Raw genomic sequence first — 11,742 nt, 5'->3', positions numbered from 1 at the left:
TCCGAACATGAGCCTCATTCACACCCTGGACCTATGCGCGGTCGCCGTCTGCGCCATCACCGCCACCCTGGAAGCGCACCGGCGCGATCTCGACCTGTTCGGTGTGGCCGTGATCGCCGTCATCGCCGGCATCGGTGGCGGCACCGTGCGCGACATCCTGCTCGGCCGTCTGCCGGTGTACTGGGTGCACGACCCGATCTACGTGGTGGTCGGCATCGCCGCATCCGTGGCGACCTTCTTCCTCGGCCGCAGGCTGTCCATCCCGAAGAACTTCTTCCTGCTGCCGGACGCATTCGGACTTGCGCTATTCACCGTCATCGGCACCACCGTCGCCCTGAACCTGCAGGTGCACTGGTTCATCGCCGCCCTGATGGGCGTCATCACCGGCGTGTTCGGCGGCGTCATCCGCGACATCCTGTGCAACGAAGTCCCGCTGATCTTCCGTACCGACATCTACGCCACCGCCTCGCTGGTCGGCGCGCTGCTGCTGATCCTGCTCGATACGCTGGGACTGGAACGCCTGTCGTCCATCCTGATCGCGATGCTGGTGACGGTGTCGCTGCGACTCGCGGCGATCCGCTGGCACATCCACTTACCGCGCTTGCGCCCCCACCCATGATCGACCCTACCTTACCCGCCTGGCTGGTCTATTGCCGCCCCGGATTCGAACGAGACTGTATCGAAGAGACGCAGGCCAAACCTGTAGAAGCCGCTGAGAACAGCGGCTATCTGGTGCTACAAGGCAAAGCGCGTCTGGCCTATAAACAGCTCACTTTCGCGCGGCAACTGCTGACCTTGCACGGTGAAGTACGCGGCCTGCCGGAGCGCGACCGCCTCACTCCCTTGCTCGACGCGATCCCGCCAGTGCCGGAACGCTATGGCGCGCTGTATCTGGAAGTGCCGGACACCAACGATGGCAAGACCCTGTCCGGCTTCACCAAACGCTTCCAGCCCTTGCTCGAGCAGGCACTGCGCGACAGCGAACGTCTGGTGGATGACCCCGCCCTGCCGCGCCTGCACATCTTCTTCCCTTCGGAAGACCGCGCCCTGATCGCCACGAGCGACCCGCGCAACAGCAACGATGCGCTCAACGGCATCCACCGCGTCAGCATGTCTGCCGATGCGCCGAGCCGTTCCTATCTGAAATTGGCCGAAGCCTTTGAAGTGTTTCTGGACAAGCAGGAACAGGCACTATGGCTAAAACCGAAGATGACCGCAGTCGATCTGGGCGCCGCCCCGGGCGGCTGGACCTGGCAGCTGGTGCAACGCGGCCTGAAAGTCATCGCCGTGGACAACGGCCCGCTCAAGGGCGCAGCGGCCAGCCACCCCGACATCAAGCATCTGCGTCAGGACGGATTCAAGTTTCGCCCCAAGCGCCCGGTGGACTGGCTGGTGTGCGACATGGTGGAGCAGCCGCAGCGGGTCGCGGCGCTGATGGTGGAATGGTTCCTCGGCGGCCACACATCGAACGCCATATTCAACCTGAAGCTGCCGATGAAGAAGAAGGTCGAAGCGCTACGCACCGCGCTAGATACCATACGCGGCGCGCTCAACAAGAAGGGCATGCGTTACAAACTGGAAGTGAAGCAGCTCTATCACGACCGCGAAGAAGTCACGGTCTGCCTGCGCAAGGGATGAGTCAGGCCTCTTCGTCGATATGCTCGGCCACGCCGCCTGCGAACAGGTTGTGCTTGCGCCTGTCCAGCCCGGAGCGCAATTCCACCAGCACCTTCTGGTGATGGATGCGGCGGCAGGCCTTGCGCCTGTCCTCCTGTGGCAGCGATGTCTGACCGGAATCGTGCTGCGCCTCTGCTTCCAACGTGACGGCCACGGTCTCCAATTCCTCGTGCACCGGCTTCACCGCGTGGGTGCCGGTCAGACTTTTCACCGCACGCGTCGTCGGCGTCGCCGTGGTGGGGAGGATGGTGGGTGTGAAGCGCATGGCCGCTCCTTTCGTTGCACAGTCACTATATATATCGGCAGCAACAGGGAAAGGTTAACACCCCGCTCCCCGCATTGAAACCCGCCGCCATGGATGGCACACTGCGCCGCATCCCGAGAACGCCTGCCAGAGGACCGCATGAACCCCATCGACCGCCACATCCTGACCACCGAAGACTCCCTGCTGCTGGTGATCGACCTGCAGGAACGGCTGGCCGCCGCCATGGATCAGGAAGCGCTGCAACGCCTCATCCGCAACGTCGCCATCCTGCTCGACAGCGCGCAGGAGCTCGGCCTGCCCGTGCTCGTCACCGAACAATACGTCAAAGGCCTCGGCCCCACCCTGCCCACACTCAGGGAGAGATCGGACCACGCCCGCTTCGTGGAAAAGATCAGTTTCAGCTGCTGCGGCAATGACGACTTCATGTCCGCACTCGAAGCCAACGGCAAGAAGCAGATCATCGTGTGCGGCACCGAGACCCACGTCTGCGTGCAGCAGACCGTGCTCGACCTGCTGCGCGCAGGCTACAACGTGCATGTAGTGAAAGACGCCGTGCTGAGCCGCAGCTCGGACAACCGGCAGACCGCCATCGAAGCCATGACACTCGCCGGTGCCATCCCCACCTGCACCGAGACCGTGGTGTTCCAGTGGCTCAAGGTGGCGGGGACGGATACGTTCAGGAAGTTGTCGAAGCTAATGAAGTAGCGGTGTTGCTTGAATCAAATGCGATGCTGACCCGTTTGATTTTGGTTAACCATTTAGAAAGGGAGTGAACTCAGTCCCTTCGAGCGAACTGAATTGGCGGCATACGGGATGATCTTTCCATCCTCTTGCCTGATGAATATCTTTTCATCGGTGGGGTGGATATCAACAAGGATTCCAACCGACTCCCCAGCTTGGTTGTATATTTCGTCGTTAAGCTCTGCGGTCATCTTATCTTGAAATGTCACCTTCTCATCATCCGTGGTGAAGAACTTGGCGGTAACCCTTCCTTTGTTTTCCATGCCATCCACTCGTCGTTCAAGCGAGCCTATGGCGGAGAGAATTAGCTGCGTCTCACCAGAAACCTGTTGTTTTGCGGGAATCTCAGCTGCCGTGATACCTGCCAACTGAACCACCGAGTTAACACCCTTTCCATTGGCGCTTGCAGTTTCTTGGATTGCACCAGAAATTTTTGAAATGTCCTTTTGGACGGTATCAATGCGAAGCGAATCGTCGTACTCCACATACCGCAGACCCTGAATGTCAAAAACCTTGTCTGTGCGACGATCTTTTATCAGTGCAACGGGTTTGTTAAATGCGTGTCGAATTCCCAATTCATACATGACGTTCGGATTTCTGGCACTGAAATCGCAAATAACCATTTCAGATTCGACAATCTTCTGGATTATTCCGACCACGATGTAATCAGTCTTTATCGTATCGTCAGCGCGAATAGGTATATATCCTGCCGCCACAATTGCTGGCTTAAGTATGTGTTCGTATACGCGACCAAAGTGCCCAGGTTCATACCCATGAACGTCTGAGATCGGCATGATTACAAAGCAGACCGGCTTCTCTGTTTCAACTGACTTCTCTTGGGAGTTCATGAGGCGCTCCAATGATGATGAAAATGAACTAGACGGGTCAGCTTCAAATTCATCTTGATTGACCCTAACTTTTCGAATCGCATCCTAGCCCGATGCCCCTTCTCCATTCAAGCAGAAATTCGGCCTATATATTTTTCCACCCTACTTCGGCGCGACGTCCGGCAGGTTGGGATGCGCGTCGTGCATGACGATGCGCGAGACGAACCACATGCCGAGCAGGTTGGCGGCGATGGCGATGTAGCCGACGTGTTCGTAACCGACGATCTTGCCGGTCGCGTCCTGGGTGATGATGAAGCCGCTGAGCGTGGCGGCGAGGCCCATGGCGAGCGATTGCACGGTGGCGTTGAGCGACATGAATGTGCCTCGCAGCTTCGGTTGCGCCGCCGAGGTGATGATGGCCATGGCCGGGATGAAGCGGCCGGAGACCAGCACGAAGAACAGCGTGGTGAACACCAGCCACAGTGCGAGCGAGGCCTGCTGCACTTGCGTGACGGCGAGTATCGGCAGCATGGCGCAGAAGGCGACGATGCGATAGACCTGCATCTTGCCCGCCGCATCAGCCCAATGGCCGATGGCCCGCGCGGTGAACAGCGTAGCCGCGCCGCCCGCCAGATAGATATAGGCGATGTCGTGCTGGCTGATGCCGATGTTGTTCACGGCATACACAGTGATATAGGGGATGACGGTGAAGCCGGCGAAGATGAGCATGGCCGACAGGCTCATGGCGCGCCAATGGTTGGCGTCGCGCATCACGGCGAACAGATCGGTGAAGGGATGGGCGCGCTTCTCGCGGCCGAGGTGGTGGCGCAGCTCGGGCAGCACGCGCAGCGCCACCACGAAGAACACGCCCACCAGCAACACGATGAACACGAACGGTGCGCGCCAGTGGAACAGGCTGGCCAGCCACAGCGAGAGCGGCACGCCCGCCACGGTGGAGAAGGAGAACGCCGCCGCCACCGTGCCGCTGGCGCGCGCGCGTCGCGCATAGGGGATGGTGTCGCCGATGAAGGTCTGCACCAGCGCGCCCAGCACACCGCCGAACGCCCCGGCCAGGCCCCGCGCGATGAGCAGCGTGGCATAACCCGGTGCGATAGCGCAGGCCAGCGTGGCCAGCCCGAACAGCGCGAACGTGACCAGCATGAAGCGCTTGCGCTCGAAACGGTCGACGAAGGTGGCGGCGAACAGGCCGGAGGCGGCGGCACTGAAACTATAGGACGCGACCAGCAGGCCGAACTCATGCGTGGTGATATCCAACTCGGCCATCAGCATGGGGCCGAGCGGCATCATCACCATGAAGTCGAGGATATGGCTGAACTGGATGCCTGCCAGCGTGAGCAACAGGGCGCGTTCGGATCTGATGGGGGGGGTCATTGCGTCTTGTCCAGTCGCGCCAGGAACTGCTGCAGTTCAGGTGCCAGCGGCGCGTCGATGTGCAGCGGCTCTCCCGTGAGAGGGTGTTTGAAGTCGATGCTGTGCGCGTGCAGGAACATGCGCTTGAGCCCCTGCTTCATCAATTCCTTGTTGCGCGCGAAATCGCCGTATTTGTCGTCGCCCGCGATGGGAAAGCCGAGGTGCGACAGGTGCACGCGGATCTGGTGGGTACGGCCAGTCTTCAGCTCGGCTTCAAGCAGGGAGAAACCCGGCCAGTTCTTTTGCAGATTGAAGATGGTATGGGACGGCTGGCCGTCCTCGCGCACCATCACCCGCTTCTCGCCCTGCGGCGTGTCGAACTTGTGCAGCGGCAGCTTCACATGCTGGCGTGCGTTGTGCCAGTCGCCCAGCACCAGCGCGTAATAGCGCTTGTCGCTGTTGCCCTCGCGCATGATCTCGTGCATCCCGGTCAGTGCGGAACGTTTCTTGGCGATCAGCAGGATGCCGGAGGTCTCGCGGTCCAGCCGGTGCACCAGCTCCAGGAACTTGGCCTGCGGCCGGGCGCTGCGCAGTTGCTCGATGACACCGAAGCTGACCCCGCTGCCGCCATGGACAGCGGTGCCGGCCGGTTTGTTCACCGCCAGCAGGGCATCATCCTCATACAGGATAGGGAATTCGACGGCCGGGACGAACTCGGCCTGAGGTTTCCCTGCGACGCGGATGGGCGGGATGCGCAACACATCGCCCAATTGCAAACGATAGGTCTGGTCGATGCGCTTCTTGTTGACCCGCACTTCCCCACGCAGGATGCGGTAGATATGGCTCTTGGGGACGCCTTTCAGGTGTTTGAACAGGAAGTTGTCGATGCGCTGACCCTCGCCGCCCTCGTCGATTTCGACCCAAGTTACGGATTCTTTGCCTAAACCGCTCATTATTGAATATACTCCGCGCCTCGCGTGTGCGCCTTCGTCGAAACGGGATGTAAATTACTTTCCCCGTCCAACCCAAGGCAGGCAATCAAGCCGCCTACGAAGCAGCCCCGCCCGGTTAATCTCACTCACCGGAGACAAGCAGTGATGGTAATTGATTTGCGCGCTCTAAGCACGAAGCAGAATAGATTTTGGTGTGTTGCCCTACTTTTCGGCGACACACAGATAAAGACAAGCTAACAACGAGAACAAGCACTTGGACCATCGTCAGCAACACGATCCGAACATCCATCTTCTCGCGCGCCGATAAGCGCGTAGCTTTGTCCTGCCCGTGTAGAGCGCGGGAGAAAAATAAATGAAACGCATGTTATTCAATGCGACGCAGCCGGAAGAACTCCGCGTCGCCATCGTGGACGGTCAGAAACTGGTCGACCTCGATATCGAGACCGCCGGCAAGGAATCACGCAAGAGCAACATCTACAAAGCCATCATCACCCGCATCGAGCCCAGCCTCGAAGCCTGCTTCGTCGAATACGGCGGCACCCGCCACGGATTCCTCCCCTTCAAGGAAGTCGCCCCGCAGTACTACCAGCCCGGTACCACCAGCCGCTCCGGCATCAAGGAAGCGCTGAAGGAAGGCCAGGAACTGCTGGTGCAGGTGGAGAAGGACGAGCGCGGCAACAAGGGCGCGGCGCTGACCACCTACATCAGCCTGGCCGGCCGCTATGTAGTATTGATGCCGAACAACCCCAACGGCGGCGGTGTCTCGCGTCGTATCGAGGGTGAAGACCGCAACGAACTGCGCGACACACTGGCACAGATCGAAGTCCCCAAGGGCATGAGCATCATCGCCCGCACCGCAGGCATCGGCCGCAATGCCGAAGAACTGCAGTGGGACCTGAACTACCTCAAACAACTGTGGGACGCCATCGAAGGCGCTTCGAAATCCGAGAAGGCTCCTTCCCTGATCTATCTGGAAAGCAGCCTGGTGGTGCGCGCCATCCGCGACTACTTCAACCCGGACATCGGCGAGATCCTGGTCGACACCGACGACATCTTCGAACAGGCACAGGCCTTCATGGGCACCGTGATGCCGGACCACGTGAACCGCATCAAGCGCTATCACGACGACGTACCGCTGTTCTCCCGTTTCCAGATCGAACATCAGATCGAATCCGCACATGCGCGCCAGGTGAACCTGCCTTCCGGCGGTGCCATCGTGATCGACCACACCGAAGCGCTGACCGCCATCGACATCAACTCCGCGCGTTCCACGCGCGGCAGCGACATCGAGACCACCGCGCTCAACACCAACCTGGAAGCGGCGGACGAGATCGCCCGCCAGCTGCGCCTGCGCGACCTGGGCGGCCTGATCGTGATCGACTTCATCGACATGGAATCGACCAAGAACCAGCGCGCGGTGGAAGACCGCCTGCGCGATGCCCTGCACTTCGACCGCGCCCGCATCCAGAGCGCCAAGATATCGCGCTTCGGCCTGCTGGAACTGTCACGTCAGCGTCTGGCCCCCAGCCTGGAAGAAGGCAACCACACCACCTGCCCGCGTTGTAACGGCATCGGCCACATCCGCGGCACCGAGTCGTCCGCGCTGAACATCCTGCGCATCATCCAGGAAGAAGCGATGAAGGACAGCAGCGCCGCCATCCACGCGCAAGTGCCGGTGGATGTCGCCACCTTCCTGCTGAACGAGAAACGCTCGGACATCAACCGCATCGAGCATCGCTTCAAGGTCCGCATCACGCTGATCCCCAACCCGCACATGGAGACACCGCACTACTCGGTGGATCGTTTGCGCATGGACGACATCACACCGGAACACCTGCAGGCCAGCTACAAGCAGGTCGTGACGCCGGAGGAAGCCAAGCCGGTCACCTCCACGCCCGAGAGCAAGATCGCACAGCGCCCGCAACCTGCCGTGCGCAGCATCACCCCGGCACAACCCGCACCGAAACACACCGAAAAGGTCGAGGAAGTGAAGAAAACCTCGCTGCTCGGCAGCCTGTTCGGCTGGATCAAGGCGCTGGGCGGCGAGAGCGAGCCTGAGAAACCGGCCACCGAGACCCGCAAGAGCGGCAGCCGCAACGATGGCCGTCGCGAACGCGGCGACAAGCGCCGTGACCGTAACGAGCGCGGTGAGCGCAGCGAAAAAGCCGAACGCAGCGAGAACGGCAAGAAGCCGCGCCGTGAACGCGATGAAGCCACGCGTCAGGCCAGTAACGACAAAGAGCCGCAGCAGAATCGCAAGGAACGCCCGCCGCGTCCGCCGCGTCAGGACAATGACGCGAACAAGCCGGTGCTGGAGACCCTCCCGGTCGCAGCTCCGGAGCAGCAGGGTCAGGAAGGCCAGCCGCGCGAGGGCGGTCGCAAGCGCGGTCGCCGTGGTGGTCGCCGCGAGCGCGAACGTCGCGAGCAGCTGGATACGCCGGAGCTGAACGAAGCCGCAATTTCCGTGCAGACGCCCTCTGCATCTGCCACTGCTCAAGCGACGACCCCGGCACGCGTGAAGCCTTCGGAATATGTGGCTTATCCGGCCGGCATGACCCGCCCGGTCAAGCCTACGGAGGTCGTGTGCTATCCGACCAACAAGCCGGTTGCGCCCCAAGCTGCTGAAAAAGTGCAGGCTGCCGCGCCGGTGGCTGCAAGCACCGCGCCGATCGCGGTCGACCTGAGCGCCAGCGGACTGACCATGATAGAGACCGACCCGAACAAGGCCGCCTCCGTCGTCGTGGCACCTCGCGAGATGACTGCCCATGCGCCGCGCCGCCGCCAGCGTCCGCGCGAGATCTACACGATGGAAAACAGCGAGCCGTTGCAAATGGTGGAGACTCGTACACCTGAGTAAGCTGTTCGGGTAGACGCAATAAAAAACGCACGGCATGCCGTGCGTTTTTTATTGCCGGATGAATAAGCTAGCTAGCGACCCAGCGATGTCTCTATCTGCTTCCGGTACGCCTCGCAGTCTGCGGTCGAGCTTGGCGCACTGCGGTGATGCTCGCCTGATGACAGGACAAGGTTCAGATAGCACTGCGTGATCTCGCCCTTCCCCGGATGTCCAGACTCGATGGCAACGATCTGACCGGACTCGATACGCAGCGGCCGAAAATAACTGCCCGCATGCTGCAGCGTCACCGATCGAGCATCGACCTCGGCCGCTGTGAAACTTCCATATTGCTCCCGGTATGTCAGGAGACCGAACAGTAGATAGAACAGACAGCCCAGCAGGACACCTGTGGATCTCCGTATCTCCGACTTTGTACCCTCCAGCGAGTGAGTCATCAAAACGGTCGTGATGACCACCACCAGCGCTCCCCAGGCCATGGAGATCAGGAAGGCGTGCCCTATCTCGGCTTCGGAGGCGAACGTCAGCAGCATGGTCAACGCCCGATCCTGGAACGGATATGCTTCAACAAACCGAGGGAGGCATCCTCGACCAGATCGAGCACATGCTCGAATCCGTCAGCCCCGCCAAAATAGGGATCGGGCACTTCTTTCTCGCGGTCCCGCTCGGCGAACTCGAGGAACAGGCCCAGATGGCCGCCCCCCTCTGACGGTCTCAACCCTTCCAGGATGGAGAGGTTCGCTTCATCCATCGCCAACACGTAGTCGAAACGCAGGAAATCCGGTGCCCCCACCTGTCGCCCGCGCAGACCGCTCATGTCATAACCGCGTTGTTTGGCGGCGCGCTGCGTGCGCGAGTCTGGCGGCTCGCCGATATGATAATCATGCGTCCCGGCCGAATCGATGTGGATCTCATCTGCCAGCCCTTCCTTTTCGACATGGAAGCGGAACACCGCCTCGGCTGTCGGGGAGCGGCAGATGTTGCCCATGCAGACAAAGAGGACGCTAACTTTCATGGTTCGACTCACAATGGGGATATGAACACGCTCTCGCGCAGCTTCTTCAACTGGTCGCGCAGTTGCGCGGCTTTCTCGAATTCGAGGTTCTTGGCGGCAGCCAGCATCTCCTTCTCCAGACGCGCCAACTCCTTGGACACTTCCTTCTCGCTCATGGCGAGATACCTGGCCTGGACTTGCGCGGCCTTCAATGACTTGCGCTCGGCATCCACGTCATACTCGGTGTCGATGATGTCCTTGATGCGCTTGACCACCGATTGCGGCGTGATGCCGTGCGCTTCGTTGTATGCCATCTGTTTGGCACGACGACGCTCGGTCTCGTCGATGGCTTTGCGCATCGAATCGGTGATGCGGTCGGCGTAGAGGATGGCCGTGCCGTGCAGGTGGCGCGCGGCGCGACCTATGGTCTGGATCAGCGAACGTTCGGAACGCAGGAAGCCTTCCTTGTCCGCATCGAGGATACCGACCAGCGACACCTCGGGGATGTCGAGTCCCTCGCGCAGCAGGTTGATGCCGACCAGCACGTCGAACACGCCCAGGCGCAGGTCGCGGATGATCTCCACGCGCTCCACCGTTTCCACATCCGAGTGCAGGTAGCGCACCTTGATGCCGTGCTCGCTGAAGTATTCGGTGAGATCTTCGGCCATGCGTTTGGTCAGCGTGGTGACCAGTACGCGCTCGCCGTTCTTGATGCGCGCGGTGGCTTCGCTCATCAGGTCGTCCACCTGATGGGTGGCGGGGCGCACTTCGATGACCGGGTCGATCAATCCGGTCGGGCGCACCACCTGCTCCACCACCTGTCCCTGATGCTCGGCTTCGTACGTGGAAGGTGTGGCGGAGACGAATATGGTCTGGCGCATCACCTTCTCGAACTCGTCGAAGCGCAAAGGACGGTTGTCCATGGCCGAGGGCAGGCGGAATCCGTAATTGACCAGATTCTCTTTTCTGGCGCGGTCGCCCTTGTACATGGCGCCGATCTGCGGCACGGTGACGTGACTCTCGTCGATGATCATCAGCGCGTTCGGCGGCAGGTAATCCATCAGCGTCGGCGGCGCTTCGTTGGCACCGCGCCCGGAAAGATGGCGCGAATAGTTCTCGATGCCCTTGGTGAAGCCGATCTCGGCCAGCATCTCCAGATCGTGGCGCGTGCGCTGCTCGATGCGTTGCGCTTCCACCAGTTTGTTCTCTTTCTGGAACCAGGCGATGCGCTCGGCCAGCTCCAGCTTGATGGTCTCGATGGCGCGCAGCGTCGTCTCGCGCGGCGTCACATAATGGCTGGAGGGATACACGGTGTAGCGCGGCACGCGCGTCTGGATATGGCCGGTGAGCGGATCGAACAGGGCCAGCGATTCCACCTCGTCGTCGAACAAGGTGACGCGCAGCGCGTTCTCGCTGCTTTCCGCCGGGAAGATGTCGATCACGTCGCCGCGCACACGGAAGTGGCCGCGCGCGAAGTCCACATCGTTGCGCTCGTACTGCATGGCCACCAGGCGCTGGATGATGTCGCGCTGCGCCATCTTCTCGTGCTCGCGCAGGTGCAGGATCATGCCGTGGTAATCCACCGGATCGCCGATACCGTAGATTGCCGAGACGGTGGCGACGATGATGCAGTCCTGCCGCTCCAGCATGGACTTGGTGGCCGACAGGCGCATCTGCTCGATCTGCTCGTTGATGGAAGAATCCTTCTCGATATACACATCGCGCGACGGTACATAGGCTTCGGGCTGGTAGTAATCGTAGTAGGAGACGAAGTATTCCACCGCGTTGTCGGGGAAGAACTCGCGCATTTCGGAATAGAGTTGTGCCGCCAGCGTCTTGTTCGGTGCCATGAGGATGGCGGGCCGGCCGGTGCGCGCGATGACGTTGGCCATGGTGAAAGTCTTGCCGGAGCCGGTCACGCCCAGCAGCGTCTGGTAAGCCAAGCCGTCCTCGATACCCTCCACCAGCTGCGCGATGGCCGTGGGCTGGTCGCCGGCCGGATCGAACGGCAGGTGCAGCGTGTAGGGACTGTCTGGAAAAGTGATGGTCTTCATGGGTCG

Annotated in this window: 11 protein-coding genes; 4 read left to right on the top strand and 7 right to left on the bottom strand. The window is 60.9% G+C overall.

Translation table 11 applies throughout. The annotated features are described in order from the left end of the window. The first annotated feature begins 7 nt into the window (after positions 1–7). A complete protein-coding gene (locus tag ACYPYQ_RS08825; RefSeq protein ID WP_459723101.1) occupies positions 8–619 on the top strand; it encodes a trimeric intracellular cation channel family protein in 612 nt (203 codons plus the stop codon). Then, the gene (gene rlmM, locus ACYPYQ_RS08820; protein ID WP_459723096.1) at positions 616–1,638 is read left to right on the top strand and encodes a 23S rRNA (cytidine(2498)-2'-O)-methyltransferase RlmM; all 1,023 of its coding nucleotides are present in this window, start codon (positions 616–618) and stop codon (positions 1,636–1,638) included. Before ACYPYQ_RS08825 ends, rlmM begins: the two co-directional genes overlap by 4 nt. 1 nt (position 1,639) lies before the next feature. On the opposite strand, the gene ACYPYQ_RS08815 is transcribed toward rlmM, so the two are convergent. Continuing rightward, on the bottom strand, positions 1,640–1,942 hold the full coding sequence (locus ACYPYQ_RS08815; RefSeq protein WP_459723089.1) for a hypothetical protein: 303 nt from the start codon (positions 1,940–1,942) through the stop codon (positions 1,640–1,642). Positions 1,943–2,080: 138 nt separating this feature from the next. On the opposite strand from ACYPYQ_RS08815, the gene ACYPYQ_RS08810 reads away from it, so the two are divergent. Further along, a complete protein-coding gene (locus ACYPYQ_RS08810; RefSeq protein WP_459723082.1) occupies positions 2,081–2,647 on the top strand; it encodes a hydrolase in 567 nt (188 codons plus the stop codon). A gap of 53 nt (positions 2,648–2,700) precedes the next feature. Here ACYPYQ_RS08810 and ACYPYQ_RS08805 read toward each other — a convergent pair whose 3' ends face one another. From ACYPYQ_RS08805 to ACYPYQ_RS08795, 3 genes are all read right to left on the bottom strand, one after another. After that, on the bottom strand, positions 2,701–3,531 hold the full coding sequence (locus ACYPYQ_RS08805) for a hypothetical protein (RefSeq protein WP_459723075.1): 831 nt from the start codon (positions 3,529–3,531) through the stop codon (positions 2,701–2,703). Positions 3,532–3,672: 141 nt separating this feature from the next. Next, a complete protein-coding gene (locus ACYPYQ_RS08800) occupies positions 3,673–4,902 on the bottom strand; it encodes an MFS transporter (RefSeq protein ID WP_459723070.1) in 1,230 nt (409 codons plus the stop codon). Continuing rightward, the gene (locus tag ACYPYQ_RS08795; protein ID WP_459723064.1) at positions 4,899–5,834 is read right to left on the bottom strand and encodes an RluA family pseudouridine synthase; all 936 of its coding nucleotides are present in this window, start codon (positions 5,832–5,834) and stop codon (positions 4,899–4,901) included. The genes ACYPYQ_RS08800 and ACYPYQ_RS08795 overlap by 4 nt, the downstream gene beginning before the upstream one ends. A gap of 352 nt (positions 5,835–6,186) precedes the next feature. Here ACYPYQ_RS08795 and ACYPYQ_RS08790 point away from each other — a divergent pair, with 352 nt between their 5' ends. Continuing rightward, entirely contained in the window at positions 6,187–8,691 is a 2,505-nt protein-coding gene (locus ACYPYQ_RS08790) for an Rne/Rng family ribonuclease (RefSeq protein ID WP_459723058.1), read from the top strand. 71 nt (positions 8,692–8,762) lie between these two features. Here the strand turns inward: ACYPYQ_RS08790 and ACYPYQ_RS08785 are convergent, their stop codons facing one another. From ACYPYQ_RS08785 to uvrB, 3 genes are read right to left on the bottom strand one after another with little or no spacing between them, the layout of a single operon-like run. Further along, positions 8,763–9,221 carry a hypothetical protein gene (locus ACYPYQ_RS08785; protein WP_459723054.1) on the bottom strand — a complete coding sequence of 153 codons (459 nt, stop codon included), beginning with the start codon at positions 9,219–9,221 and terminating at the stop codon, positions 8,763–8,765. Positions 9,222–9,223: 2 nt separating this feature from the next. Continuing rightward, a complete protein-coding gene (locus ACYPYQ_RS08780) occupies positions 9,224–9,703 on the bottom strand; it encodes a low molecular weight protein-tyrosine-phosphatase (protein WP_459723048.1) in 480 nt (159 codons plus the stop codon). 8 nt (positions 9,704–9,711) lie between these two features. Further along, positions 9,712–11,736 carry an excinuclease ABC subunit UvrB gene (uvrB, locus tag ACYPYQ_RS08775; protein ID WP_459723044.1) on the bottom strand — a complete coding sequence of 675 codons (2,025 nt, stop codon included), beginning with the start codon at positions 11,734–11,736 and terminating at the stop codon, positions 9,712–9,714. Between the last annotated feature and the right edge of the window lie 6 nt (positions 11,737–11,742).

The sequence above is a fragment of the Sideroxyarcus sp. TK5 genome (assembly GCF_054601595.1).
The sequence above is the reverse complement of the archived record's forward strand: the minus strand, read 5'-3'. Positions and strand labels throughout refer to the sequence as shown.

Excerpts from the sequence above, each read along its gene's own strand:
- ACYPYQ_RS08825 (WP_459723101.1), top strand. The coding sequence starts at position 8 with ATGAGCCTCATTCACACCCTGGACCTATGCGCGGTCGCCGTCTGCGCC.
- rlmM (WP_459723096.1), top strand. The coding sequence starts at position 616 with ATGATCGACCCTACCTTACCCGCCTGGCTGGTCTATTGCCGCCCCGGA.
- ACYPYQ_RS08815 (WP_459723089.1), bottom strand. The coding sequence starts at position 1,942 with ATGCGCTTCACACCCACCATCCTCCCCACCACGGCGACGCCGACGACG.
- ACYPYQ_RS08810 (WP_459723082.1), top strand. The coding sequence starts at position 2,081 with ATGAACCCCATCGACCGCCACATCCTGACCACCGAAGACTCCCTGCTG.
- ACYPYQ_RS08805 (WP_459723075.1), bottom strand. The coding sequence starts at position 3,531 with ATGAACTCCCAAGAGAAGTCAGTTGAAACAGAGAAGCCGGTCTGCTTT.
- ACYPYQ_RS08800 (WP_459723070.1), bottom strand. The coding sequence starts at position 4,902 with ATGACCCCCCCCATCAGATCCGAACGCGCCCTGTTGCTCACGCTGGCA.
- ACYPYQ_RS08795 (WP_459723064.1), bottom strand. The coding sequence starts at position 5,834 with ATGAGCGGTTTAGGCAAAGAATCCGTAACTTGGGTCGAAATCGACGAG.
- ACYPYQ_RS08790 (WP_459723058.1), top strand. The coding sequence starts at position 6,187 with ATGAAACGCATGTTATTCAATGCGACGCAGCCGGAAGAACTCCGCGTC.
- ACYPYQ_RS08785 (WP_459723054.1), bottom strand. The coding sequence starts at position 9,221 with ATGCTGCTGACGTTCGCCTCCGAAGCCGAGATAGGGCACGCCTTCCTG.
- ACYPYQ_RS08780 (WP_459723048.1), bottom strand. The coding sequence starts at position 9,703 with ATGAAAGTTAGCGTCCTCTTTGTCTGCATGGGCAACATCTGCCGCTCC.
- uvrB (WP_459723044.1), bottom strand. The coding sequence starts at position 11,736 with ATGAAGACCATCACTTTTCCAGACAGTCCCTACACGCTGCACCTGCCG.